The sequence below is a fragment of the Tanticharoenia sakaeratensis NBRC 103193 genome (assembly GCF_000963885.1).
Taxonomy (GTDB): domain Bacteria; phylum Pseudomonadota; class Alphaproteobacteria; order Acetobacterales; family Acetobacteraceae; genus Tanticharoenia; species Tanticharoenia sakaeratensis.
The window spans coordinates 32,865-59,572 of the sequence record NZ_BALE01000038.1; the positions used below are offsets into that span (position 1 = coordinate 32,865).

At 64.5% G+C, this 26,708-nt stretch carries 21 protein-coding genes and 2 tRNA genes; 4 read left to right on the forward strand and 19 right to left on the reverse strand.

What is annotated here, in order from left to right:
* Positions 1–29: 29 nt before the first annotated feature.
* The 11 genes from B8446_RS11855 to B8446_RS11905 all read right to left on the reverse strand — a co-directional run bounded on the left by B8446_RS11855 (position 30) and on the right by B8446_RS11905 (position 11,794).
* The gene (locus tag B8446_RS11855; RefSeq protein ID WP_048849871.1) at positions 30–1,688 is read right to left on the reverse strand and encodes a ribonuclease J; all 1,659 of its coding nucleotides are present in this window, start codon (positions 1,686–1,688) and stop codon (positions 30–32) included.
* Between the two features lie 20 nt (positions 1,689–1,708).
* Positions 1,709–2,524 carry a type III pantothenate kinase gene (locus B8446_RS11860; protein ID WP_048849873.1) on the reverse strand — a complete coding sequence of 272 codons (816 nt, stop codon included), beginning with the start codon at positions 2,522–2,524 and terminating at the stop codon, positions 1,709–1,711.
* A gap of 10 nt (positions 2,525–2,534) precedes the next feature.
* Entirely contained in the window at positions 2,535–3,269 is a 735-nt protein-coding gene (locus B8446_RS11865; RefSeq protein ID WP_048850039.1) for a biotin--[acetyl-CoA-carboxylase] ligase, read from the reverse strand.
* Between the two features lie 19 nt (positions 3,270–3,288).
* Positions 3,289–3,363 (reverse strand) — tRNA-Val (locus B8446_RS11870).
* Between the two features lie 81 nt (positions 3,364–3,444).
* Positions 3,445–3,729, reverse strand: a complete 285-nt coding sequence (locus tag B8446_RS11875; RefSeq protein WP_048849875.1) for an HU family DNA-binding protein — start codon at positions 3,727–3,729, stop codon at positions 3,445–3,447.
* A gap of 179 nt (positions 3,730–3,908) precedes the next feature.
* Positions 3,909–6,383, reverse strand: coding sequence for an endopeptidase La (gene lon, locus B8446_RS11880; protein WP_048849876.1), 2,475 nt, complete (start codon positions 6,381–6,383; stop codon positions 3,909–3,911).
* A 161-nt stretch (positions 6,384–6,544) separates the two neighbouring features.
* Positions 6,545–7,810 carry an ATP-dependent Clp protease ATP-binding subunit ClpX gene (clpX, locus tag B8446_RS11885; RefSeq protein ID WP_048849878.1) on the reverse strand — a complete coding sequence of 422 codons (1,266 nt, stop codon included), beginning with the start codon at positions 7,808–7,810 and terminating at the stop codon, positions 6,545–6,547.
* A 138-nt stretch (positions 7,811–7,948) separates the two neighbouring features.
* Entirely contained in the window at positions 7,949–8,587 is a 639-nt protein-coding gene (locus B8446_RS11890) for an ATP-dependent Clp protease proteolytic subunit (RefSeq protein ID WP_048849879.1), read from the reverse strand.
* Between the two features lie 194 nt (positions 8,588–8,781).
* The gene (tig, locus tag B8446_RS11895; RefSeq protein ID WP_048850041.1) at positions 8,782–10,113 is read right to left on the reverse strand and encodes a trigger factor; all 1,332 of its coding nucleotides are present in this window, start codon (positions 10,111–10,113) and stop codon (positions 8,782–8,784) included.
* A 91-nt stretch (positions 10,114–10,204) separates the two neighbouring features.
* Positions 10,205–10,289: transfer RNA gene (locus B8446_RS11900), tRNA-Leu, on the reverse strand.
* A gap of 71 nt (positions 10,290–10,360) precedes the next feature.
* Positions 10,361–11,794 carry a bifunctional ADP-dependent NAD(P)H-hydrate dehydratase/NAD(P)H-hydrate epimerase gene (locus B8446_RS11905; protein WP_048849881.1) on the reverse strand — a complete coding sequence of 478 codons (1,434 nt, stop codon included), beginning with the start codon at positions 11,792–11,794 and terminating at the stop codon, positions 10,361–10,363.
* A gap of 127 nt (positions 11,795–11,921) precedes the next feature.
* Between B8446_RS11905 and B8446_RS11910 the strand changes: the two genes are divergently transcribed.
* The 3 genes from B8446_RS11910 to B8446_RS11920 all read left to right on the forward strand — a co-directional run bounded on the left by B8446_RS11910 (position 11,922) and on the right by B8446_RS11920 (position 16,369).
* On the forward strand, positions 11,922–12,368 hold the full coding sequence (locus B8446_RS11910) for a hypothetical protein (protein WP_241767763.1): 447 nt from the start codon (positions 11,922–11,924) through the stop codon (positions 12,366–12,368).
* Positions 12,369–13,307: 939 nt separating this feature from the next.
* Positions 13,308–15,074 carry a DEAD/DEAH box helicase gene (locus B8446_RS11915; protein WP_048850042.1) on the forward strand — a complete coding sequence of 589 codons (1,767 nt, stop codon included), beginning with the start codon at positions 13,308–13,310 and terminating at the stop codon, positions 15,072–15,074.
* Between the two features lie 59 nt (positions 15,075–15,133).
* The gene (locus B8446_RS11920; RefSeq protein WP_241767764.1) at positions 15,134–16,369 is read left to right on the forward strand and encodes a class I SAM-dependent RNA methyltransferase; all 1,236 of its coding nucleotides are present in this window, start codon (positions 15,134–15,136) and stop codon (positions 16,367–16,369) included.
* On the opposite strand, the gene B8446_RS11925 is transcribed toward B8446_RS11920, so the two are convergent.
* From B8446_RS11925 to B8446_RS11960, 8 genes are all read right to left on the reverse strand, one after another.
* Positions 16,317–16,685, reverse strand: a complete 369-nt coding sequence (locus tag B8446_RS11925) for a HesB/IscA family protein (RefSeq protein WP_048849887.1) — start codon at positions 16,683–16,685, stop codon at positions 16,317–16,319. The genes B8446_RS11920 and B8446_RS11925 overlap by 53 nt on opposite strands.
* A 15-nt stretch (positions 16,686–16,700) precedes the next feature.
* Complete coding sequence (locus tag B8446_RS11930) at positions 16,701–17,057, reverse strand: SUF system Fe-S cluster assembly protein (RefSeq protein WP_048849888.1); 357 nt, start codon at positions 17,055–17,057, stop codon at positions 16,701–16,703.
* 14 nt (positions 17,058–17,071) lie between these two features.
* Positions 17,072–18,298, reverse strand: coding sequence for an aminotransferase class V-fold PLP-dependent enzyme (locus B8446_RS11935; RefSeq protein ID WP_048850043.1), 1,227 nt, complete (start codon positions 18,296–18,298; stop codon positions 17,072–17,074).
* On the reverse strand, positions 18,295–19,518 hold the full coding sequence (sufD, locus tag B8446_RS11940) for a Fe-S cluster assembly protein SufD (protein WP_048849891.1): 1,224 nt from the start codon (positions 19,516–19,518) through the stop codon (positions 18,295–18,297). The genes B8446_RS11935 and sufD overlap by 4 nt, the downstream gene beginning before the upstream one ends.
* Positions 19,515–20,285 (reverse strand): Fe-S cluster assembly ATPase SufC, encoded by a 771-nt coding sequence (sufC, locus tag B8446_RS11945; protein WP_048850045.1) that lies wholly within the window; start codon positions 20,283–20,285, stop codon positions 19,515–19,517. The genes sufD and sufC overlap by 4 nt, the downstream gene beginning before the upstream one ends.
* 39 nt (positions 20,286–20,324) lie before the next feature.
* The gene (gene sufB, locus B8446_RS11950) at positions 20,325–21,815 is read right to left on the reverse strand and encodes a Fe-S cluster assembly protein SufB (RefSeq protein ID WP_048849893.1); all 1,491 of its coding nucleotides are present in this window, start codon (positions 21,813–21,815) and stop codon (positions 20,325–20,327) included.
* A 37-nt stretch (positions 21,816–21,852) separates the two neighbouring features.
* Positions 21,853–22,299: an SUF system Fe-S cluster assembly regulator gene (locus B8446_RS11955; RefSeq protein ID WP_048849895.1), complete on the reverse strand. Its 447-nt coding sequence runs from the start codon at positions 22,297–22,299 to the stop codon at positions 21,853–21,855.
* Positions 22,300–22,427: 128 nt separating this feature from the next.
* The gene (locus tag B8446_RS11960; RefSeq protein ID WP_048849897.1) at positions 22,428–23,726 is read right to left on the reverse strand and encodes a DUF445 domain-containing protein; all 1,299 of its coding nucleotides are present in this window, start codon (positions 23,724–23,726) and stop codon (positions 22,428–22,430) included.
* 204 nt (positions 23,727–23,930) lie between these two features.
* Here B8446_RS11960 and B8446_RS11965 point away from each other — a divergent pair, with 204 nt between their 5' ends.
* A complete protein-coding gene (locus tag B8446_RS11965) occupies positions 23,931–26,708 on the forward strand; it encodes a phosphoenolpyruvate carboxylase (RefSeq protein ID WP_048850047.1) in 2,778 nt (925 codons plus the stop codon).

Here is a 26,708-nt window from a genome sequence, read left to right on the forward strand (position 1 = left end):
CCTGATCAGTCGGGTACGGGTAGGACGGCTTAGACGCGCAGCAGATGCACGTCTACCAGCGGACGCTTCTGCAGCTTGCGCCCGAGAGCACGACGCAGGGCGGTCTTGGCCGCATCGCGGAATGCACTGTCTTCCTGGCGCAACTCGTCCGGGATCTCGTCGATCGCATCCGCGAACTCTTCCGAAATCCGGATGCTCTCGGGATCTTCCGATTCCAGGAGACCCGGCGCACTGATCTTGGGCTCGCCGATCACGTAGCCTTCGTCATCGACCGCGAAGCTGGCCAGAACCATGCCGTTGAACAGCATCTTGCGGCGTGCCGCGAGAACGCCGCCGGTCATCGGCAGCAGACGGCCGCCATCCAGCGCGAGCTGGCCGGTCGGTGCCGTATCGACGACCTCGGCCGTGCCAGGCGCCAGATTGAGCAGGTCGCCGTCTTCAAGCAGGACCGCTTCCGCACCGCACTCGCGCGCCAGTGCAGCATGCGCGGTCAGATGGCGCCACTCGCCGTGGGTCGGAACGCTCAGCTTCGGGCGCACGATCTGGTAGAGCGTCCGGATGTCCTCGCGTGTCGCATGTCCCGACGTGTGCACCATGGCATCGCGATCGGTAATGACATGCACGCCGCGCCGGGTCAGGTTGTCCTGCACAGCCATGACCGCCTGCTCGTTGCCGGGGATCATCCGGCTCGAATAGATGACGGTATCGCCCTGTCCCAGCGAGATGTTCGGGTGCGTATCGGATGCGATTCGCGACAAAGCCGAGCGCGGCTCGCCCTGGCTGCCGGTGATGATCATGACGAGGCTGTCGTCATCGATATCGGCGGCGTCCTGTTCGGTCAGGAACGGCGGCAGATCGGCAAGATAGCCGCACTCACGAGCGGCCGTCTCGAGATTGCGCAGCGAGCGCCCGACGATCATGACCTGTCGCCCGGCTGCCCGCGCAGCATGGGCGATGCTGTGAACACGCGCCACATTGCTCGCGAAGCACGTCACCGCCACGCGGCCCCTGATCTGGGAGATAACTTCCGTCAGTCCGTCGCGGACTTCAGCTTCGGAACCCGACTTGCCTTCTTTCAGCGCGTTCGTGCTGTCGCAGACCATGGCGAGCACGCCTTCATCGCCGACGGCACGGAACGTATCGAGATCGGTCATCGGTCCGACCAGCGGCTCGGGATCGAGCTTCCAGTCACCGGTATGTACGATGATGCCATACGGTGTCCGCAGGACGACCGCCTGGGCTTCCGCGACCGAGTGGGTCACCGAAATGAACTGAAGCGCGAACGGCCCGACATCGAAGGAGGCGCCCGGCTGAATCGTATGGATGCGGACTTCGCGCGCCAGATGCGCCTCGCCCAGCTTGCGGCGCAGAACGGCTGCGGCGAACGGCGTCGCGTAGATCGGGCAGCGCAGCTGGGGCCACAGATGCGCCACGGCACCCAAGTGATCCTCATGAGCGTGCGTGATCACGAGCCCGCACAGTGACTTCGCCCGATCGGCGATGAAGCTCGGGTCGGGCATCAGCACTTCGGCTTCCGGCGTATCGTTGCCGGAGAAACCGATGCCGCAATCGACGGCGAGCCAGGTCTCGCGACCGTTCTCGGTCAGGCGATAGAGATTGAAATTCATGCCGATCTCGCCTGTCCCGCCCAATGGCAGGAAGGCCAGACCGTTCTTCAGCTCGGACATAAAAACTCCTTTGTTGTTTGTCAGTCTTGCAGGTCTGATTGCGGCACATGGCCGGAAACACGGGCGTGACGCGAAGCATTGCGATCGGACAGCAGTCGCAGGCCATCGAGCGTCAGTTCAGGTGCAATATGGTCGAAGAGCGTCGTGCCTTCGGAAAACAGGGGCGCGAGGCCGCCTGTGGCGATAACCTTGGTTTCAGGGTCGAGTTCGTCGGTGATGCGGGCCACGATCCCCTCGATCAGCCCGATATATCCCCAGAAGACGCCGGACCGCATGGCCGTCGTCGTGCTGCGGCCGATCACGGACGAGGTGCGGCCCACGCTGATCCGCGGCAGCCGTGCTGCCGCCTGATGAAGGGCCTCGATCGAAAGATTGATACCCGGCGCGATGACACCGCCGATGAAGGCGCCACGCCGATCCACGACATCGAACGTCGTTGCCGTACCAAAATCGACGACGACGAGAGGTCCGCCGAACAGAACCTGCGCCGCAAGTCCGTTCAGGCGACGGTCAGCGCCCACCTCTTCCGGCTGGTTGACATCGATCGGGAAGCCCCAGTCCAGCGCCAAATTGGCGATGAGCGGCTCGATCTCGAACCATTGGCGGCACAGGCGGCGCAAATGATACAGCGCCGCCGGCACCACGGTCCCGATGATCGCGCGATCGACAACACGCGGATCGAGCCCGGCCCGCTCGATGAGGGCAAGCAGCCAGACCGCGTATTCATCGGCCGTGCGTTGATCGCTCGTGGAAATCCGCCACTCGCCGCGCCACGTCTCGCCGTCATGGATCGCAAAAACGACGTTGGTATTGCCGGCATCGACGACGAGGAGCACGTTTTGTCCTTCAACCCACCAACAGCACTTCGCCCGCAACACTTCGGACGATTTCACCGCTGTCGGTCTGGAGCATCAGGGCGCCATTGGGGTCCAGACCGTGGAACAATCCACGAATATAGTCGCCTCCCCTCTGAACCGCAAGTTTGCTCCCTACCGGATGCGCCCACGCGAGCCAGGCGACGCGCACGGGCGCGAAACCATCGCGCTCCAGAATCTCGAGCCAGTGCGTGAGACATGCCAGGATCCGTGCGGCTGCATCCGGCGGTGACAGCACGATGCCGGCATCGGCAAGGCAAGCCAACTCACGCCCCGGAACAGTCGGCGCGCAAGCGAGATTGACGCCAATGCCGACGATAGCCCAGGGAGCCGCCGCCTCCTCTCCGGTCTCGATCAGGATACCGGCCAACTTGCGACCGGCTAGCATCAGGTCGTTCGGCCATTTGAGAGAGAGCCGCAGATCTTCGGCGTTCGAGCCCCCTGCAAGGGCATCGAAAACCGCAGTGGCAACCACAAACGCCAGAAAGCGCATGTGCGCCGGATCAGGGCGTAGGAGAACCGACATTGAAAGATTGCCGCCGGGATCGATCCATGTGCGGCCGCGTGTTCCACGACCCGAAGTCTGTCGCAGAGCATGGATGACCAGACCTGCTTCGGACCCCGCTTCTGCGCGTTCGCGGCATAGGTCTGAAGTGGAACCGAGCGTGTCGTAACGCTCGAGGCGCCAATCAGGGGCGGCGTTCATCGGAACTTCGGAAATGGTCTGGTGGGCGATGACGGGATCGAACCGCCGACCCTCTCGGTGTAAACGAGACGCTCTACCGCTGAGCTAATCGCCCTAAAGAAAAACCGGTCACAAACGGACCGGCCTGTAAAATGGGCGGCGGCCGAAGACGCCGCCCGGGCCAACCGATCAGAGATCAGCCGACCGCGTCCTTGAGGCCCTTGCCCGGCTTGAAACGGACAGAGGTGGACGCCGGAATGTCGATTTCCTCGCCGGTGCGCGGGTTACGGCCCTTGGCCGCCTTGCGCGTTGCCGTCACGAACGTGCCGAACCCAACGAGACGCACTTCCTGCCCCTTGGCGAGTGCCTTCTCGATGGCGCCGAACACCGCATCGACCACCTCGCCGGCCTTCGCCTTCGGCAGATCGGCGTCGTCCGCCACCGCTGCGACGAGTTCCTGCTTGTTGAGGGGCTTGTCCATAATGCGCCTTTCTTACCTTTCTGGAACGCCGCCGCCCACATGGGCGGTTTTTGGCGTTCGGTCATGTTGGCCCGCACTATGAAGCCGTTTTTTGTGGCGTCAACCGACCTTCGGCACGCGAAGCGCGCATTATCGCGTGGCCGCGTCGTCTCGGACACGGCCACGCAGCACCAACGGGATCAGTGCTTGACCTTCGGCTTGACGCGCGCCGCCTGCGACGTGCCCGCGATTGCGGCAGCGCCGACAACCACGGCATCGCTTGCCTCATCCCACTCGATCGGCTCGGGAACACGCGTCAACGCACGATCAATGACCTGATCGACGTGACTGACGGGCACGATCTCGAGATGATCGCGGACGTTCGCCGGGACTTCGGCCAGGTCCTTCTCGTTGTCCTTCGGAATGAAGACCGTCTTGACCCCTGCCCGAAGCGCCGCCAGCAGCTTTTCCTTCAGTCCACCGATCTCCAGGACACGGCCGCGCAACGTGATTTCGCCCGTCATCGCCACATCGCGGCGAATCGGAATGCCCGTCATGACGCTGATCAGCGAGGTCGCCATGGCCACACCCGCCGACGGACCATCCTTCGGTGTCGCACCTTCCGGCACATGCACATGAAGATCACGCTTCTCGAAGACCGACGGGACGATGCCGAAATGGCTCGCGCGCGACCGCACATAAGAGAGCGCTGCGGATGCACTTTCCTGCATCACGTCACCCAGCTTGCCCGTGAGCTTCACCTGCCCCTTGCCGGGCACCATGACGCTCTCGATCGTCAGGATCTCGCCGCCGACCTCGGTCCACGCCAGACCGGTGACCACACCCACCATGTCCTCGGCTTCGGTCTCGCCGTGACGGAACCGGCGGATACCCGCAAACTCACCGAGGTTTTCCGGGGTGATGTCGATCCGCGCCGCCTTGCCGGTCACGATCTGCTTCACAGCCTTGCGGGCAAGCTTGGCAATCTCGCGCTCGAGGCTGCGCACGCCAGCCTCACGGGTGTAGGCCCGGATCAGCTCCAGCAGCGCATCGTCACTCACCGACCATTCGGACGGCTTCAGGTTGTGCGCCTCGCCCTGCTTGGCCACCAGATGACGCTTCGCGATCTCGACCTTCTCGTCTTCCGTATACCCGGACAGACGAATGATCTCCATGCGATCGAGCAGCGGCTGCGGCATGTTCAGGCTGTTGGCCGTCGTCACGAACATCACGTCCGAAAGGTCGTAATCGACCTCCAGGTAATGGTCGGCGAACGTCGCGTTCTGTTCCGGATCCAGCACCTCAAGCAGAGCCGACGACGGATCACCGCGCCAGTCAGCACCCAGCTTGTCGATTTCATCCAGCAGGAACAGCGGATTGGACGATTTCGCCTTCTTCATGCCTTGGATGATCTTGCCCGGCATGGAGCCGATATAGGTCCGCCGGTGACCGCGGATCTCCGACTCGTCACGCACGCCACCCAGCGACATCCGGACGTAGTTCCGGCCGGTCGCCTTCGCAATCGATCGCGCGAGCGACGTCTTGCCCACACCCGGCGGCCCGACGAGGCACAGGATAGGACCTTTCAGCTTCTGGCTGCGGGTCTGTACCGCCAGATATTCCAGAATACGCTCCTTGACCTTGTCCAGCCCGTAATGATCGGCTTCGAGCACGGTCTCGGCCGCAGACAGGTCGCGGGCGATCTTAGAGCGCTTTTTCCAGGGAATGCTCAGGATCCAGTCGAGATAGTTGCGCACCACCGTCGACTCGGCCGACATCGGACTCATGCCACGCAGCTTCTTTAGCTCGGCAATGGCCTTCTCGTTCGCTTCCCGGCTGAGCTTGGTCTTCTTGATCTTTTCCTCGAGTTCGGCGGTCTCGTCCTTGCCGTCCTCGCCTTCGCCCAGTTCCTTCTGAATCGCCTTGAGCTGCTCGTTCAGATAGTACTCGCGCTGCGTCTTCTCCATCTGCCGCTTCACGCGGTTCCGGATACGCTTTTCCACCTGGAGAACACCGATCTCCTGCTCCATATGAGCGAAGACCTGCTCCAGACGACGCGCGACCGCGCCCGTCTCGAGCATCTCCTGCTTTTCGGCGATCTTGAGAGTCAGATGGCTCGCAATCGTATCGGCCAGCTTCGAGAGATCCTCGATCTGGTTGAGCGACACCATCACCTCGGGGGCGATCTTCTTGTTCAGCTTGATATACTGCTCGAACTGCGCGATCGCGGTCCGGGCCAGCGCCTCGGTCTCGCTTCCCTCGGCGCGCTCCTCGTCCACCTCGGCAATCTTCGCCTCGAAATGGCCGTCCACGTCCTCAAGCGATTCGATGCGCGCCCGCCGCGTACCCTCGACGAGCACCTTCACCGTGCCGTCAGGCAGCTTCAGCAGCTGCAGGATCGTCGAAACCGTGCCGTAACGATAGATATCGTCTGCCGACGGGTCATCCTGGGAAGCGTTCTTCTGGGCAACAAGCAGGATCTGCTTGTCGTCCTTGATGACCGCTTCAAGCGCCCGCACGGATTTCTCGCGCCCTACGAACAGGGGAACGATCATGTGCGGGAACACAACGATATCACGCAGCGGAAGCACTGCCATGGCGCCGCGCGACGACACCGACACCGGCTCGCCCGACACGTCTTCTGCCTCAGGCGCGGGATTTTTCTTGTCAGTCATGTCTTGATCTCCAAAGGGACGATCGGGGCGGCGGCGCCCGCAATCGGCACACCGCTCACCTCTTCACCAGGCGCAAACGCGCTCACGGCACATCATCAGATATGGGACTGCTACCCCCGAACCCCAAGGGGAACGGGGGTAGGTGTGACCGCGATGCGGCCTCAGGCGGACTGCTCCGCCGGCTGGGCATTGCCCTTGCCGTAAACGTAAACCGGACTGGCCTTGTTTTCGGCGACGTCGCGGTTGATCACAACTTCCTCGACGCCTTCCAGACCCGGCAGGTCGAACATCGTGCCGAGCAGGATGTTCTCCATGATCGACCGGAGCCCGCGCGCGCCTGTCTTGCGTGCGATCGCCCGCTTCGCAATCTGAACCAGGGCGTCGTCCGTGAAAGTCAGGGTGACGCCTTCCATCTGGAAGAGGCGCCCGTACTGCTTAACCAGCGCGTTCTTCGGCTTGGTCAGGATCTGGATCAGGGCTTCCTCATCGAGGTCACCGAGCGTGGCCAGAACCGGAAGTCGGCCGATGAATTCCGGGATCAGTCCGAACTTGAGCAGATCCTCGGGCTCCACGGCCTGGAGGATCGCGCCTGTCCGCCGGTCGTCGGGGTTCTGAACTTCCGCCCCGAAGCCGATGCCCGATCCCTTGCCACGCGCGCTGATGATCTTGTCGAGCCCGGCGAAGGCACCACCGCAGATGAACAACATGTTGGTCGTATCAACCTGCAGGAACTCCTGCTGCGGATGCTTGCGGCCGCCCTGCGGCGGCACCGAGGCAACGGTCCCTTCCATCAGCTTCAGCAGCGCCTGCTGAACGCCTTCACCCGACACATCGCGCGTGATCGAAGGATTGTCCGACTTGCGGGAAATCTTGTCGATTTCGTCGATATAGACGATGCCGCGCTGCGCACGTTCCACGTTGTAGTCGGCCGACTGCAGCAGCTTGAGGATGATGTTTTCGACATCCTCGCCGACATAGCCTGCCTCGGTCAGCGTGGTCGCGTCCGCCATCGTGAACGGCACATCGAGGATCCGTGCCAGCGTCTGCGCCAGCAGTGTCTTGCCTGAGCCCGTGGGCCCGATCAGCATGATGTTGGACTTGGCGATCTCGACGTCGTTGTTCTTCTGCGCGTGGGCCAGCCGCTTGTAATGGTTGTGCACCGCGACCGAGAGCGCCTTCTTGGCCTCGAACTGTCCGATCACATAATCATCGAGAACCTTGCATATCTCTTTCGGAGTCGGCACGCCGTCGCGCGACTTCACAAGGTGCGTCTTGTGCTCCTCGCGAATGATATCCATGCAAAGTTCGACGCATTCGTCGCAGATGAACACCGTCGGTCCCGCGATCAGTTTGCGGACCTCGTGCTGGGACTTGCCGCAGAACGAGCAGTAGAGGGTGTTTTTCGGATCGCTGCTCTTGGCGTTCATCACTGCTCCTCGTTCCCGCGTCGGGCACGGGTGGCGCAGTCACGCACACCGCCCCCGCGGGAATCTCGAAATCTTAGGCTGACGCCAAAACGCTCGGCAAGCCCCACGGAGCTTGCCATGCTGATCCGCAGACCAGCATCAGCCCTTTTCAGCCGCGCTCTGCGGCCGGTTTTCAACCACCTCGTCGATCAGACCGAAGGCCTTCGCCTCCTCTGCCGACAGATAACTGTCGCGCTCGAGCTTGCGCTCGATTTCCTCGAGAGTCTGCCCCGTATGCTGGCGGTAGATCTCGTTCAGACGCTGACGGATGATCAGAATTTCGCGGGCCTGGATCTCGATGTCCGAAGCCTGCCCCTGCGCGCCGCCCGACGGCTGATGCACCATGACGCGGGCATTCGGCAGACAGTAACGGCGTCCCGGTTCACCACCGGCGAGCAGCAGGGATCCCATGGATGCGGCCTGTCCGATGCACACAGTGCTGACCGGGCTGCGGATGTACTGCATCGTGTCGTAGATCGCGAGACCGGCCGACACCACGCCACCCGGGCTGTTGATGTAGAACGAGATCTCCTTCGCCGGATTGACGCTCTCCAGATAGAGAAGCTGCGCCGAGATCAGGCTGGCGACCTGATCATACACCGGGCCCGTCAGAAAAATGATCCGCTCCTGAAGCAGGCGCGAAAAGATGTCGAACGCCCGTTCGCCGCGGGAGGTCTGCTCGACCACCATCGGCACCATCGCGTTATTGAAAACCTCGACGGGATCCCGATCCCTCATCGCCTTGCTCCCGTCCTGGCAGCGGCCTGTCGCCGACAACCGTTGCAGACAGGTCCGACGGTCCACTCAGAACCCGTCATGACCATTCGTCTCATAGACATAGCGCGAACGCGCAGACATTCCAGAGCACGTCTGCAAGCAGACTGCGCCGGACGCGCGAAATTTGCCCCGCCTGAGCGGGGCAACACGTCGGATCAGAGATCTGCCGGCGGGATTTCCGCCAGTTCTTCAGGCGTGACTTCCTTGTCGGTCACCTTCGCCAGCTCGATGATGTAGTCCACGACCTTGTTCTCGAGAATCGGCCCGCGCAGGCTTTCCGCCGCCTGCGGGTTCTTGCCGAAGAACTCGAAGACCATCTGCTCCTGACCCGGATAGCGCGACGCTTCCTGGCGGATCGCCTGCACCATCTCTTCCTTCGTCACGCCGATATTGTTGGCGCGGCCGATCTCGGCAAGGAGCAGACCGAGCTTGACGCGACGAGCCGCGATCTTGCGGTAGTCCGCACGCAGCGTCTCGTCGTCCTTGCCTGCGTCTTCCTCGTCGGTCTCGCCATTGGCGCGATCCTGCTCGACACGCTGCCAGATCTGGGCGAACTCGGCGTCGACCATGCTCTCGGGCGCTTCGAAATCGGTCTTCTCGGCCAGCGCATCCAGCAGTTCACGCTTGATCCGCAGGCGTGACAGCTGGTCGTACTCGCTCGATACCTGCTTGGTGATCAGCTCGCGGATCTGCTCCAGCCCCTCGAAGCCGATCTTCTTGGCCAGATCGTCATCGAGCGCCGGATCGATCGGCTTCTTCAGCGCGTGTGCCTTGATGTCGAAGGTCGCTTCCTTGCCGGCGAGCTCGGCTGCGCCGTAATCCTCCGGGAAGGTCACGGTGATCGTCTTTTCCTCGCCGGGCTTCATGCCCTCGAGCTGCTCGGCGAATCCCGGGATGAAGCCTTCGCCGCCGATCTCGACGTTGACATCATTGGCGGTGCCGCCTTCGAACGCCTCACCGTTGATCTTGCCGACGAAGTCGACGGCAACGACGTCGCCCTTCGCTGCCGGACGATCTTCCTCGATCGTCTCGAACGTCCGCTGACGCTTGGCGATGTCCGCGAGCGCCTTGTCCACCGTATCCGCATTGACCGGCGCCTTCAGGCGCGTCAGCGACAGGTCGGACAGGTCCGGCTGCGCGATCTCCGGCAGGACTTCCATCTCGAGCGTGAACTCGAGATCGCCCTCACCCTCTGCGCCGGACACCAGCCCGAGCTTGGGCTGCATCGCGGGACGGAGCTTGTGCTCTTCCAGCACGCGCTGCGTCGTCTCGTTCAGCACCTTGTCGAGCAGCTCGCCCTGCACGGCGCGGCCGAAGCGCTGCTTCACCAGGCTGACGGGCACCTTGCCCGGACGGAAGCCCGGCAGCGACATCGTGCGGCCGAGCTCGGCCAGCTTCGCGGCACGCTGCGTCTCCAGCTCGGATGCAGGCACCGTCACGGTAAAGCCGCGCTTGAGCCCTTCGGATTGCGTTTGCGTAACCTGCATCTGCGAGGCGATCCTCTCGGTCGATAATCTTGAAGGAATGAAAAATGCGCGCGGCAACAGGGCCGGCGCGGGAAGCCGTGCGACAGGAAGCTGGTGCGGGCGGAGGGACTTGAACCCCCACGACTTGCGCCACCAGAACCTAAATCTGGCGTGTCTGCCAATTCCACCACGCCCGCAGGCGAGCTTCCGTCATGAGCGGAGCGCCTTTATAGCAAGCCGCGCCCGTCGACAAGCGATGGCAGCATACCTATCGCGCACGCGTGGCCTGCTGCCGGATCGCACGCGCCCTGGCCGCACCCAGATGACGGTCGAGATCTTCCGCAATCGGCCAGTCGCCGGCATGCAATCCGGCATCCCCGTGAAGCCAGACGCCGGCACCGCACGCATCCCACGGCGCCATGCCGGCGGCCAGCAGTGTGGCGATGACACCACTCAGCGTGTCGCCCGATCCGGCCGTCGCCAGAGCGGAGGACGCATGGACATTGATCGCGGCCCGCCCATCCGGACTCGCGATGATCGTGTCCGCCCCTTTCAGAATGACGACGGCATCGATCCGCGCGGCCGCCGCACGTGCCGCACCGAGGCGATCCGCACCGGGATTTCCGAACAACTTCGAGAACTCCCCAATATGCGGCGTGATGGCAGACACGCCACGCAGGCGTGACAGATCCTCGGTGGCCCAGGCCAACGCCCCGGCATCGGCCAACACCGTGCGCTCCGCCTTGAGAAGGGTCGGCAGCGTGTGTGCCACTTCGTCGACCGTGAGCCCCGGACCGCAGATCCACGTCTTGCGTCGTTCGTCCCGCAACAAATCATCAAGAGGGTCGGAATCCACGATGAGTCCCGGCGCCCCGAGCTTGTATGGCCCCGCATTGGGCCCCGCAGCGATCCGCACGAGGCCTGCACCGGAAGCCCGCGCACCCGCGGCGGCAAGCCTTGCGGCACCGGGCATCGCGGCACCGCCGCAGAGGGAGACCACGCCACGGGAATATTTGTGGCTCTCGAGCCCGGATTCCGGGACATGCCACAGCCCGGGCTCGTTCACCCAGGTATCGATTCCGATTTCAGCCAGCAGCCCCGGCGGCATGCCGATATCGGCCACCACCAGTTCACCCGCAAGCGCCTGACCCGGGAGAAGGAGATGCCCGGGCTTCGGCCGACCGAACGTGACCGTCAGCAGGCAGGGTGCCGCCGCTCCCCTGACCGAACCGGTCGCCCCGTCGACGCCACTGGGCATATCCACGGCCACGATACGCCGCGCCGCATGCAGCGTCTCGGCGATCACGTCGTCCACATCCCGCGACAGCCCTGCCCCAAAGACGGCATCGATCACGAGACCAGCCCGGGAGGCCTCGTCCGGGCTGAACGGGACCATCGGCCCACGCCAGCCTGCGCGCGCGTCATGCGCGTCCGTGCCGGGTTTCGGCTCGGCCATCGCCGCGACACTGACCGGCCAACCCGCCTGGGCGAGATGACGGGCAACGACATAGCCATCGCCACCATTGTTGCCTGGTCCGCACAGCACGAGCGTCCGCGCAGGCGCCATGTGCCTCCGAATGGCGCGCGCGCAGGCGCGCCCGGCGTTTTCCATCAACGTTCTCAACGGGACGATATCGGATGCACGCCGATCCCAGGCGGCACACTGATCCGGCGTGGGCAACCCGAAGGCAGCGTAGGACATAAACTGGCTCTCCCGACTTGCGTGAACGCGCCTCTTGCGCACACTTCGCTTATCAGGGAACAAAAGCGCCCGGCCCCAAGATGGTTCGCAATATCCGGGATGACCGACGACACGACGGAGACTGAGTTTGGCGCTGATTTGGACCCTCGTTCTGGCACTGCACCTGCTGGCCATGGCCTACTGGATCGGCGGCGCCACCTACGCCGTGCTGATCTCCGGACGCGTCGTGTCCCTGTTGGACGCCAACCAGAAGCAGTCGGTGATGCTGCAATCATGGACGCGATTTTTTCGCTCGGTCTGGCATGTCTTCGGCCTGTCGGTCGTGACCGGCTTCGCGCTGATCCTGCACGAGGGCGGTTTTGCCGTCGTCCCGATGCCGGTCGACATCATGATGCTGCTTGGACTTGCCATGGGTGCCTGGTCGATCGTCATCGCACGCGGGCCGCTGACGCGGGCGCGCCGCGCGCTTCGCCCGCAGCCGGCCCTGCTCGATTCGGTGCGTAAACAGACGATCGGCGTGGTGGCACTCGGCCTGCTTGCGATCCTGGCAGCGGCCTTCGCTCGGGGAATCTGACACGTCTCCATCGTCATCCTGCCAAGGGGCCGCATGGGAATGCTTGATTTCGGCCACATTTGCCGATAGGCACGGCCTGCCGACGCGGCGTGCAGACAGGCGCGCCCGAATTCCAGACGCGGCGGTTTTCGAAGAACACCCTTCGAACGCCGGACGCGCCGGGCCACCCGAGACACGTCAGAGAGTAGTTTGAGCGCCAAGCCGACCGCATCTTCGAGCACGTCGCGCAGCCGCAAGGCCCGCAAGAACGCCCCGGACACGAATCCGGAGACCGTTACGGAAGTCATTCCGGACGCCAAGGCAAAAACCGCGCCCGCCAAGTCACGCCGGAGCACGGCGGCTGCCGGAACACCCGCGCGTGCCCGCCGCACGACCGAGACACCGCCATCGGCGACCGTCGAGCAGCCCGCTCCGAAGAAGCGGGGTCGTCCGCGCAAGGCCGACGTCGCGACCGCCGGCGACGCAGCGCCCAGACCCGTGCGGCGGAGCGCGAAGCGCGTACAAGCCGCCCCGGAAGCGCAGGATGCACCACCGGTCGATACCGCCTCTGTCACGCGCCCGGCACGTGCCGAGCCGACGCCTCAACCGGACCCCGTATCTCCGCGCCGCGGCCGCGGCCGTCCGCGCAAGCAGCCGAGCGCTCCTGATGTCGTCGCCCCGTCGGCGGCCGAGGCCCCCGGCGCAAGCCTGACGCCGGACGCGTCCGAGGCGGACACGAATGCGGGCAACGCCCCACGCCGTGGCCGAGGGCGTCCCCGCAAGCAGGCTGACGCGGCCCAGACGCCGGCGGCTCCGGTAGCCGAAATACCGATCGCGAAATCCGCGACTGAAGCGGTTGCACCGGACACCAGTGAGGCTGCCGCGCCGCGTCGCGGACGCGGACGGCCGCGCAAGCAATCGACTGCAAAGACGTCCTCGGGCGATCCTGCACAGATGACGATGGGTTCGCTGGACCCGATCGCGGCCACACCACGCCGTTCTCACGATCAGGCTCCCCCGGCAGCGGAAACGCCGGTTACGGTGGACACAACTGGCGGTAGCCAGACACGCAGTCTGGAGCCGGTCGCCGACGCATCCCAGGCGGCTGCTTCCGCGGTCGTGCAGCCCGCGGCTGCTGAGACAGCCCCAGTCGCTGAACGGACCGGACCGTTGTTCAGCGAGCTCGGTCTGTCCGCGCCGATCATGCAGGCCATTCAGGAACTCGGTTATCACCACCCCACGCCGATTCAGGCGGGCGCCATTCCCATGGTGCTCGCGGGACATGACGTGCTGGGCGTCGCCCAGACCGGGACCGGAAAGACCGCGTCGTTCGTGCTGCCGCTGCTCGAAATCCTTCATGGATCGCGGGCGCGTGCACGTATGCCGCGCTGCCTGATCCTCGAGCCGACACGCGAGCTGGCCCTGCAGGTTGCGGAAAACTTCAAGCTGTATGGCAAGCATCTTCGCCTGACCCATGCGCTGCTGATCGGCGGCGAAAGCATGAAGGACCAGCGCGAGATTCTGGGTCGCGGCGTGGACGTCCTGATTGCGACGCCGGGGCGCCTGATCGACCTGTTCGAGCGCGGTGGTCTGTTGCTCACGCAGGCCCGCCATCTCGTGATCGACGAGGCGGACCGGATGCTCGACATGGGATTCATTCCCGACATCGAGAAGATCGTGGGCCTTCTGCCACCGAACCGGCAGACACTGTTTTTCTCGGCGACGATGGCGCCCGAGATCCGGAAGCTCGCCGACGCGTTCCTGAACGCGCCCAAGGAGATCACGGTCGCTCGGCAATCGTCGGTCGCTACGACGATCGACGAGGCGCTCGTTGTCGTGCCGGAGGATGACAAGCGCCGCGTCCTGCGCCGGCTGCTTCGTCAGCAGGACGTCCAGAACGCCATCGTGTTCTGCAACCGCAAGCGCGATGTGGATACGCTGCTCAAGTCCCTGACGAAGCACGGCTTCTCGGCCGGCGCCCTTCACGGCGATCTGCCGCAGTCGGTCCGGTTTGCAACACTCGAGCGGTTCCGCGCGGGCGAACTGGCGATCCTCGTCTGTTCGGACGTCGCGGCGCGCGGGATCGACATCGGCGGACTTTCGCACGTCTTCAATTTCGACCTGCCGTTCAATGCCGAGGACTATGTTCATCGGATCGGGCGGACTGGTCGTGCGGGACGTCAGGGGCATGCGATCAGCCTGGCCTCCCCGTATGACAAGCACCTCGCCGATGCGATCGAGAGCCTGACCGGCAAGACGATCCCGCAGCCGGCCTATCCGGGCGTGACACCGACCGAGTGGGCGCCGGAAGACGCGTCGGGCGACCGCGGCCGTCATCGCGACAAGAAGCGGCACGGCAAGGATCGGCGGAAGGATCATACCGACCAGCCGAAGACGCCCGAGCGGGAGCAGCCGATTCAGGACGCGGCCCCGCAAGAGCCTGTCCGTCGCGACACGCCTCAGCACCATGCGCCTCGCCCTGAAAAGGCCGGAGCTGAAAAAGCAGGGGCCGAAAAGACACGAACCGAAAGGACACGGGCTGACGCTCCCCGCCAGGACGATGCGCGTCATGGTGACACGCGCAGACAGCGTCCGCCTCGGGACGAGCGCGGCGGCTCCGTTCGTCCGGCCCCGGCCTTCGATCCGCAGAGCCCGCCGACCGGGTTCGGCCACGATACGCCGGCCTTCATGCTGCTGCCGCGCCGTGCGCGCGGTGGAGACGCCTGAACCTGCCTGGTCGTCTCGAGTCCCTAGCCATCCTCGGCCTCGGCGCGGCCGGTGACGGCGTGGCCGAAGTCGAAGGGCGTCGCATGTTCGTGCCCGGCGCTCTGCCGGGCGAACAGGCGCGCGTGAGGCTTGGCCACGGTCCAGCCGATCTGATCGAGATCGAAACGCCCTCCCCTGATCGGGTTGTGCCGCCCTGCACGCTGTTCGGCACCTGCGGAGGCTGCGCCATCCAGCAGCTTTCCCTGCCTGCACTGGCGCAGTGGAAAGCAGATCGGGTTGGGCAGGCCCTGATGCGGGCCGGATTTGCAAGCGTTACGCCAAAAATCGAGCAGGTATTGCCGCTTACCCGGCGACGGATCGACCTCGCCGCAAAACGGGTCTCGGGCGGCGTCATCCTTGGACTGCACAGGCGGCAGGGCGACCCGGTCGACATGACCGAGTGCCATATCCTCGATCCGCGCCTGTTCGCACTGCTGGCGCCCCTGCGCATTGTTCTCGCGTCTCTCGGCGCGCTGACGGCTGACGGGGACGTGCTCCTGAACCTGCTCGACAGCGGCCCGGACATCCTGCTTGCGACGGATGTGGAACTAGGTGCTGCCGACCGCACGAAACTCGCGGCTTTTGCCCGCGCACAGGGCGTGCCCCGGATCGGATGGCGATCGCGCCGCGGCAGAGCTGTCGCCGAAATCGTCGCACAGACCGGACCTGTCCGACAGAATTTTGCCGGCGCGTCCGTGTCGCCGCCTCTGGGCGCGTTTCTTCAGGCGGCGCCTGACGGCGAGCGCGCGATCGTCAAGGCCGTGATCGCCGCGCTTCCAAAGCTCAACCGCCGTGACGTGATCGCGGAACTGTATGCCGGATGCGGCACGTTGACGTTTCCGCTCGCCGAGCATGGGCGCGTCTGCGCGTTCGAAGGCGATGCCGGAGCATCAGCCGCCGTGCGGCGTGCCATGGCCGGGCGTCGTATCGAAATCACCGCGCGCGATCTCGGTCGACAGCCTCTGATGAGCAAGGAATTGTCGGACGCGCGGCTTTGCGTGCTCGATCCGCCCTATTCGGGTGCTGCGCCCCAGATCGGGGAAATCGCCGCATCCTCACTTCGGGACGTGATTTACGTGAGCTGCAATCCGCAGGCGCTGGAAGCAGATGCATCCCGCCTGCATCAGGCGGGCTTTACGCTCGAATCCATCACGGTTGTCGACCAGTTCCTCTGGTCGACCGAAGTCGAAAGCGTCATCGCTTTCAGACGTGGAAGCTCTCGCCGCACCCGCAGCGGCCCTTCTCGTTCGGGTTGACGAACGTGAACCCGGATTCGAGGTCTTTCGTCACGTAGTCCATCGTCGTCCCGATCAGGAACAGCGTGGCCTTGCGATCGACCAGAACTGTCAGGTCGTGATCGCGAACGATTTCATCGCTGTCCGCAGGCGCATCGACGAAATTCATGTCATACGACATGCCCGAGCAGCCGCGCGTCGAGACGGAAATGCGCAGCAGCTGCCCTTCGTGCGCACCGGCATACAGCGCGCGCAGCCGGCTGGCCGCGCGATCCGACAGGGACATCAGTGGCGGCAGGGCGCGCTTCGGCGTAACGGATGCGGTCTGTGTCGACATCGAGTTTCTCCGCAATCAGAACATGTTCAGGGCAAGACGGGCGTCGTCGCTCATGCGCGACATGTCCCATGGCGGGTCCCATACGATCTGCACGGCCGCGTTGGTGACGCCGTCGACCTTCGCCACGGCATCACGAACCTGCTCGGGCAGTTCCTGGGCGCTCGGGCAGTTCGGCGCGGTCAGCGTCATTTCGATTTCGACGCGCCCGTCATCATGCAGGTCGATCGCATAGATCAGGCCCAACTCGTAGATATTGACCGGAATTTCCGGGTCGAACACGGTCGCGATCGCAGCGACCACGGCATCCTCGTCAGGCAGTCCCGGATGGGCAATCGGGCCCGTGGCCCCGGCAGGTGTCATATCGGTCTGCATCGGTCGTCCTTCGCCTACAGCAGCATCTGGCGGGCGCGCTCCAGCCCGTCTGCCAGGGCATCGATGTCATCGGTCGTCGTATAGACGCCGAAGCTGGCCCGGGTGGTGGCGTGCACGCCGAGCCGGTGCATCAGCGGTTCCGCACAATGCTGTCCGGCCCGCACGGCAATTCCCTGGTGATCCAGCAGGGTCGCCAGATCATGTGGGTGCGCTCCGTCCACTGTAAAAGACAGGACCCCGCCCCGCTCCGCTGGATCGCCCAGAATGCGCAGGGCATTCATCGCGCCCAGACGGTCCCGTCCATAAGCCACAAGCTCTGCTTCATGGGCCGCAATCGCCTCAGGTCCGATGTCCTGCATGAAGCCTATGGCGGCACCGAGGCCGATCGCCTCGATGATGGCAGGCGTGCCGGCCTCGAATTTGTGCGGTGGCTTTGCCCATGTGCTGCGCGCGAACGAGACGCTTTCAATCATCTCGCCGCCACCCATGAACGGCGGCATCGCCTCGAGCAGTTCCTCGCGGGCCCACAGGACGCCGATGCCCGTCGGGCCATAGATCTTATGCCCCGTGAGGACAAAGAAGTCGGCGTCCAGGGCCTGCACGTCGATTTTACGATGCACGGCAGACTGCGAGCCATCGAACAGGATCCGCGCGCCATGGCGATGCGCGATTTCGGCCAATGTCTGCGCCGGCGTGATCGTGCCGAGCACGTTCGACATGTGGGTGATGGCCACGAGGCGCACATGCCCATCCGTCAGCAGCGCCTCGTAGGCATCGAGGTCGATGTCCGCCGTATCGGTGATCGGCGCCACCCGCAGTTCGATACCGGCGCGATCCCGCAGCATCTGCCAAGGCACGATATTGGAATGATGCTCCATCTCGGAGATCAGCACGGCATCGCCCGGCCTGAGCATCGATCCGAAGCAATAGGCCACGAGATTGATCGCTTCGGTGCTGTTGCGCGTGAAGACGATCTCGCGACGCGAGTTCGCATGGATGAAGCCCGCCACCTGATCACGCGCGCCCTCGTAGGCCGCCGTGGTGCGCTCGCTCATCCAATGCAGGCCGCGATGAATGTTCGCGTACTGCGTCTGCATGGTCCGGGCCATCGCCTCGATCACGCAGGTCGGCTTCTGAGCCGACGCCGCACTGTCGAGAAAGACGAGCGGCCGCCCATGCACACGTTCCGACAGGATCGGAAACTGCGCGCGGATCGCCTGGACGTCGAACGCCGCGTTCATGACCGCCGTGCCCACCACGCGTCGACCGCGGCGTCCAGCAACGTGTGCATGCCTTCGTCTTCGATCAACGCGATGGCATCGGTCAGGAACGCTCTCACCAGCATGGCGCGGGCGTCGTCACGCGGAATGCCGCGCGACTGAAGATAGAAGAGCTGTTCTTCGTCGAGCGCGCCGACCGTTGCACCGTGGCTGCACCGCACGTCGTCGGCGTAGATCTCCAGTTCCGGCTTGCTGTCGATCTGCGCCCGATCGGACAACAGAAGCGCTTGGTTCATCTGATAACCGTCGGTCTTCTGCGCGATCCGATCGACATAGATCTTGCCCTGGAACACGCCGTGCGACGTGTCGAGCAGGACGTTCTTGACCGTCTGACGCGACACGCAGTCCGGATTGCCATGCGTGATGACCGACGTGAGGTCGGCATGCCGGTCGCCATCCAGCAACTGGGCGGCATTCACGTGGACCGTCGCATGACCGCCCAGCAATCCTGCATGAACCTCATGCCGGCTCAGGGCAGCCCCCATGGTCAGGGTGAAGCTGTCATAGAGGCCCCGGGTCGCAACGTCCGCATAGACCAGTGCAAGATGGAAAGCCTCGCAATCCTCGTCCTGAACCTTGGCATGCGTCAGGCGCGCACGATCGCCGACAACGATCTCGAACACCGGATTGCTCAGATACGCGCCGCTGCCAAAATTGAGATCGAGCAGAGACAGTGCCGCGCCGTCCTCCAGGACAATGCGATGGCGCGGATGCGTCGAGAAGCGTCCCTGGCCCACATCGACGGAGATGAGTGCGAGCCGTCCGGCATCGACGTCCTGCGGAACACGCAGCGTCAGTCCGTCCTGAGCAAGCGCTGCGTTGATCCCCGCAATGGCATCACGTTCCGGGCGCGCCATCGCACCCGACCCCGGAGAGAATGCCGCAATGTCAAACGCTTCAAGACCAGTGCTCAGATCAGGCGTGAAGCGACCGTTGACGAAAACGGCGCGCGCCATGTTCAGATCGGCGGGGAAATGCGCGTCGATCAAGGCGCGGGCAGCCTCGAAATCGGCGTCCGGCGCATCCTCGAACGGCACCTTCGCCACGTCACGCAGGGACGTGTAATGCCACGCCTCCACGGCACGCGTCGGCAGGTCGCCACGCAATACGGAAACGTCGCCCCTGGCACGAGCGATGAACCGCTCCAGCGCCGGGGCCTGCAGAGTGGTGATCGCGTTCATGCGGCGGCCTGCAGGTAACGCGCGTAGCCCTTGGCCTCCAGCTCATGCGCGACCTCAGGACCGCCGCTGTGGATGATCCGGCCCTGCGCCATGACGTGCACGCGATCCGGATGGATGTAGTCGAGCAGCCGCTGGTGGTGGGTGATGACCAGCGCCGAGAAATCCGGTCCGCGCAGCGAGTTCACGCCGTCCGCCACGATCCGCAGCGCGTCGATGTCGAGGCCGCTGTCGGTCTCGTCCAGAATCGCGAGGCTGGGCGCCAGCATGCGCATCTGAAGCACCTCGTTGCGCTTCTTCTCGCCGCCCGAGAACCCGACATTGACCTGTCGCTTCAGCATCTCGTCGGACATATGCAGGCGCTTGGTCTCTGCACGCACCGCCTTTAGAAAACCGACCGCATCGAGCTCCGCTTCGCCCCGTGCGCGCCGCACCGCGTTCACCGCCGTGCGGAGGAAGTTGGCATTGTTGACGCCCGGCAGTTCGACCGGCGCCTGAAACGCCAGGAACACGCCGAGCGCCGCGCGCTCGTCCGGCTCGAGAGCCAGCAGGTCCTGTCCCTTGAACCGGACCGACCCTTCGGTGACCTCATATTCCTCGCGGCCCGACAGAACGTAGGACAGCGTGGATTTGCCCGACCCGTTAGGGCCCATGATCGCATGGACTTCGCCCGGCGGGATTTCGAGATCGAGCCCCCGAAGGATTTCCTTCGGGGTCCCGTTGTCATCGATCCGTGCCCGAAGATTGGTGACGGTCAGGAAGTCGGTCATGGTCATGTTTCGGTCCGCGATATCGTTCAAAATCAATACTTAACCAACACTGCCTTCAAGGCTGATCTGAAGCAGCTTCTGCGCCTCGACGGCAAATTCCATCGGCAGTTCCTTCAGGACGTCCTTGCAGAAGCCGTTGACGATCAGGCCGACCGCATCCTCTTCCGACAGACCGCGCGAACGGCAATAGAAGAGCTGATCCTCGGAGATCTTCGACGTCGTGGCCTCATGCTCGATCCGCGCAGTCATGTTGCGGTTCTCGATGTAGGGCACGGTATGGGCGCCGCACTGGTCACCGATCAGGAGGCTATCGCACTGGGTGAAGTTCCGTGCGCCGCGCGCCTTGGGCATCATGCGCACCAGCCCGCGATACGTGCTGTCCGACCGCCCCGCGGAGATCGTCTTCGCGATGATGGTCGAACGCGTGTTGGGCGCCAGATGGATCATCTTCGTGCCCGTATCGGCCTGCTGGTGATTGTTGGTCACCGCGACCGAATAAAACTCGCCAACTGAGCCTTCGCCCGCGAGAATGCAGGACGGGTATTTCCACGTGATTGCAGAACCTGTCTCGACCTGCGTCCACGAAATCTTCGAACGTGCACCGCGACATGCGCCACGCTTGGTCACGAAGTTGTAGATCCCGCCATTGCCCTCGGCATCGCCGGGATACCAGTTCTGCACCGTCGAATACTTGATGGACGCGTCATCCGTCGCGACCAGTTCGACGACAGCCGCGTGGAGCTGGTTTTCGTCGCGCTGGGGAGCCGTGCAGCCTTCGAGGTAGGACACGGAGGCGCCGTCTTCACAGATGATCAGCGTGCGCTCAAACTGTCCCGTGTTGCGGGCATTGATGCGGAAATAGGTCGACAGCTCCATTGGGCAACGAACGCCCTTTGGCACGTAGACGAAGCTTCCATCGGTAAACACAGCCGAATTAAGGGCTGCATAGAAATTGTCGCCCGCCGGCACGACGCTGCCAAGGTAGCGCTGCACGAGTTCCGGATGTTCCTTCACCGCGTCTGAAATCGGGCAGAAGATCACGCCCGCCTCTTCTAGGGTCTTGCGGAAGGTCGTCACCACGGAGACGCTGTCGAACACCGCATCGACTGCGACCGGCATCCGGGCTTCCTCGCCCTCCGGCACTTCGACGCCGGCGAGCAAAGCCTGCTCGTGCAGCGGGATGCCCAGCTTCTCGTAGGTGCGCAGCAGTTCCGGGTCGACTTCCTCCAGGGATTTCGGACCGGGCTTCTTCTTTGGCTCCGCGAAATAATGTGCGTCCTGGAAGTCGATCGGCGGATGATGCGGCTTGGCCCACAGCGGCGGCTCCATCTCGCACCACGCGCGATAGGCCTTGAGACGCCATTCCAGCAGCCATTCCGGCTCGCCCTTGCGCGCGGAGATGAAGCGGATGGTATCCTCGCTCAGTCCCTTCGGCGCGATCTCCATCTCGATGTCGGTCTCGAACCCCCACTTGTACGTGGACTGGCTGAGGGTTTCGACGGCCTCGCGGGTCTCGGTTACTGCAGGCATCGCAACGCCTTCCCTTCAGATGTCAGGTTCGTCGTGTTCATAGCGTCGCCGATGCGCCGGCCGGCGCGCGGGCATGGTCTGCACCGCGGCGGCCGCGTCCCATATCGGCGAGCGTGATGGAATCCAGAGTGCGGACGATGGCATCGTTCACCATGTCCCAGTTGCCGGACAGCGCGCACAGGCCACTCGCCTCGCACACCCGGCCCTCGACACATGTGGTGACGGCGATGGGACCATCCATCGCCCCGATCACCTGCGCGATCGAGATCGTGTCGAGGGACCGCGCCAGCCTGTATCCGCCCCGCGCGCCGCGCTGCGACACCACGAAACCGCCACCAGCCAGCCCCTTCAGGATTTTTGCGACCGTCGGCTCCGGCACGCCCGTTTCGCCTGCCAGAACACCCGAAGTCGCAAGTTCATCATGCCGGTCAAGTTGCACCAGCAGCACGGCGGCATAATCGGCCAGTTTCGACAGCCTCAGCATCCGGTCCTCCTCGGCAACGGGTCATCCTTCAATGGAGACTGTGCCGGTCCTGATTGAGTGTCAGATGCGGAACCGCGAGGCCGTCGTCAAGGGAAGATGTGTCGAAACATGAGATTTCGGACCGTTTTTCAAAGACGGGTGCCGAAAAGAACACGCAAAATGACATCCAGTGCCAGCCCGACAATGAATCCGACCACCGTGCCATTGATCCGGATGAACTGCAGGTCACGCCCGACCTTCAGCTCGATCCGCTCAACGAAAGCAAGCGAGTCCCATCGTGCGACGACAGAGCTGATAAAGGCGGCCAGCCGCACACGCGCCGACGGAAGAGCCGCCATGGCAAGCGACGCAAGTCCACGATCGAGTTTCGCACGCAGGGCCGTGTCGCTGTTCAGTTGCTCAGCCAGCCGCTTGAGCAGCACTTCGATCGCCCCCGCGGTCCAGCCGTTTTCTGCCCGCATGTCGGCCTCCGCCATGGCACGCGCCCGTCGCCACACGTCCTGGCTCCAGGCCTTGAGGCTTTCGTGCGTCAGAACACCGCCGATCGCATGAGCAATCTCCCGCCTGCGCGCGGCATCATGCTCGATCCGGTCAACCTCTGCCCGTACCCATTCGGAAAAACCTTCACGAAGGGCGGAATCCAGCGGGTCGATCCGCTCCAGCTCCTGGTTGATCGCGTGGAGCACCTTCGAGGCGATCGATCCGCCGATCGCCCAGCCGAGAAAGCGGCCGCCCTGCTCCCGCACGCGTTCGGCGATCATCGCGCGCAGGGCCGAATCCTTGTCGCGCACGCTGTCCTTGATCCGCACCAGCAGAAACGACAGCACCTCCTGATGATAGTCGCCCTCGACCAGCGCACGCAGCGCACGGGCGATGAGCGGCGCGAGATCGTCGCCCCCCATGAGCTGCGGGATCATGCGGCTGATGGCGGCCGACGCCCGTCCGTCCTCGAGCCGTTCGAACATGGGCGGCAGGGAATCGCGGATCGCGCGGCTGACGGTCTGCAGCGTGCGCGGCTGGGACAGCGCGCGGGCGATCAGCCCCGGCGCGTCCAGATTGACGAGTGCGCGTTCCACATCGGCTTCGGTAAAGAACTGGCCCGCGACGAACTGCCCGAGCGCTGTTCCCAGACGGTCCTTCTGGTTCTGCAGGATCGCGGTATGCGGGATCGGCAGCCCGAGCGGATGACGAAAGAGCGCCGTGACCGCGAACCAGTCCGCGATCCCGCCGACAAGTCCGGCCCGTCCGCCGGCGCGCAGAAGCTGGATCTCCCAGCTGTCGGCGATGATCCCGCTCGCCGGCAGTCCATAGCCCAGTGCCGTGATGCCTCCCATACCGACCAGAAGGCCTGATGCGAGCGCACGATAGCGACGCAGGGTGGCGCGTGCTGTGGCCTGATCGGGCCGGATGGGATCGGCATCGGACATGCCGGGCTCGATACCATCCCCACGCGGTACGATAAATCGGTATTGCACCGATTGCCTCACCCCGCCGCACAATGGAAAATGGCCTGCCGTTCCAAGACTGCGAGAATCCCGTTGCCGCACCCCCAGACCTCCGCCTCCGAATCCCAGGACCTCGCAGCTCTCGCCCATGCCGCGGGCATACGCGTCGCAGCGTGGCAGGAGGAAATGACGCAGGCTTGCGGCGACCCGCAGCGCCCCGAGCAGGGATGGATGCTGCCCGTCGCGCACAGGATCGCGGACCGGCTGTCCGACGGCACTCTGGGGATTGCGGAACTGAAGGCCTGCATCGCGCAGATCCGCGACGAATGCCTTGAGGACCGGACAGCGCGCCTGCGCCGCTATGTCGGGCTGCAGCACACGGCGGATCCGGCGGATGCGCTGCGTCGCGCAGCCGAGCAACTCGTGACACGCGCCGACGACCCCGCCCAGCTCGCAACTATGCTCGCGCGCCCAGCCTTCTCGGCAGTCTTCACGGCCCACCCGACATTCGCCCTCGACAACCGGGTATACGAACTTCTGGCCGGACGAGCATCCGATCCGGCCGTCGAGATCCCGAAGCTCGCCACTCATCGCCGCAGCGCGCCGCCGACGCTGATGGAGGAGCTGTCGCTGGCCATGAGTGCCATCGCACGTGGCCGTGACGCGCTTGATGCCCTGGCCGAGGCGATCCTCGCGGCCGCCATCGCGCGCTGGCCGGATCGTGCCGACGAGATCCGGGCCGGCCTGCGCCCCAGCCCCGTGATCCTGGCCAGCTGGGTCGGGTTCGATACCGACGGACGGACGGATATCGGGTGGTGGGACACGCTGCGCATCCGTCTGATGATGAAGGCCGCCCAGCTGACACGCCTGCGCGCCCAGACGGCGGCGATCCTGCCCGAAACGGCGGCGCTGATTGCCACGCTCGACCGCGCGCTCGATGTCATCGCGCGCCAGACCGAGGCCTGTCCGGACGCACGTTCCGGACAATGCCGCCCCGAGGACGTGGCCGCTTTCGCCCGCCTCCTGATCGGCGAGCGCGATGATGCCATCCTCGGTGCCAGCGCGCTCGACGACGCGTTCGCGGATACGCACGCCCTCGTCGCGCACGATCCGCAGCGGGCCGACGCGCTGTCGACCGCCATCGCCGGCTTCAAGGCCCACGGGCTGTCGCTGGCCCGTGTTCATACGCGGCTGAATGCCGGGCAGATCTATAATGTCGCACGGGCGCGTCTTGGTATAGAGGACGACCCCGGCAACCGCAGCCATCGCCGGGTGGTCCTGTCCCAGATCAACGAGGCGCTGGATAATGTGACGGCGTTGCCGGTCGATTTCGGCGCGCTGCTGGTGGAGCAATCGTCCGCGGCGCGGCTGATGATGACGATGGCGCAGATCGTCAAGCACATCGATGCCGAGACGCCGGTCCGCTTCCTGATCGCCGAAACCGAGAGCGGTTACACGCTGCTGGCGACGCTGTGGCTGGCGCGCCTGCTGGGCATCCCCGATCATCTGATCGAAATCTCGCCGCTGTTCGAGACGCGGGACGCGCTCGAGGATGGCGAGACGATCATCGAGGAAGCGCTGCGGTCGCGTCACTGGCGCGATTATCTGGCGCGCTCCGGTCGCCTGTGCCTGCAGTTCGGCTATTCGGATTCGGGCCGCTATGTCGGACAGCTCGCCGCGACCAACCTTGTCGAGCGGCTGCGCCTGCGCACCGCCGCCTTGCTGCGCGAACATGAGCTGACGCATGTCGAGGTGGTGCTGTTCGACACGCATGGCGAGAGCATCGGGCGCGGCGCCCATCCCTTCCACCTGTCGGATCGGCTGAAATATCTCTCGCCCAGCCGCGCACGCCTGACGTTCGCTGCGGCCGGCATCGTGACGCGCGAGGAATCAGCATTTCAGGGCGGCGACGGCTACACGCTGTTCGGCACCGATGCGATTGCCAAATCGACAATCGCAACCCTCGCCGAGCACGTCGCAAGCGCCCCGCGTCCCGGTGCCGATCCGGCGACGCGCCTCGATCAGGTTTACGAGAAGCCGGACTTCGCCTCGGACTTCTTCTCGACGATCGCGCTCGACATGGGCAATCTCGTGGAAGACCCCGGATATGGCGCGCTGCTTGGCGCATTTGGCCCGTCGCTGATCGACAAGACGGGCTCGCGTCCATCCGCGCGCCAAAGCGATTCGGCCGCCATCGTCCGGATCAGTCATCCCAGCCAGCTCAGGGCGATTCCCAACAACGCGATCCTGCAGCAGCTTGGCTGGTGGGCGGACGTCGTGCACGGCCTGGGATCGGCGGCCGCCCGTCATCCCGATGCCTTCGAGCAGTTCATGAGCGAAAGCCCGCGGTTCCGCCGCGCGCTCGACTTTGCACGGGCTGCCCTCAGCCATTCGGACATCGAGGTGCTGCGCACCAACGTCCTGTTGCTCGACCCTGGCACCTGGCTCGATCGTGCGGGCCACGCCGGAGATGCGGCCCGCCGCCGGCGCTGCGTCTCGATTGCGCACGGGCTCGAGGCACTGGGCTTCTGGACGAAGCTTCCGATGATGTTCCGCCGGATCCAGGCCGACCATCTCGCGCTGCGTGGCGCGTGGCCCGACAGCCCGCGCATGGCCACGCGGGAGCATCTTCTGCACGCGATCCGGATCGGCGTGATCGAGCAGATCTGGCAGATCGCAACGCGGATCCCGTATTTCAGCCCCCGCGCCGACATTTCCTATGACCGGCTTCTGGGCATGATCCTCTGTCTCGACGTGCCGCAGGCGATGCGCAAGCTCAACGAAATCTTCCCGCGTGGCAGCACGGTGCGCGCCGATCTCGACTTCGCCGAGCCCTCCGGCCCGCGCGATGATCACGGCTTCGTCCGGGAACACGAGCAGATCTTCACGCCGATCAGTCAGCTGTTCGATGTGCTGCGCGAGATCAGCATCGCCATCATGCATGCGAACGGCGCTTTTGGTTGA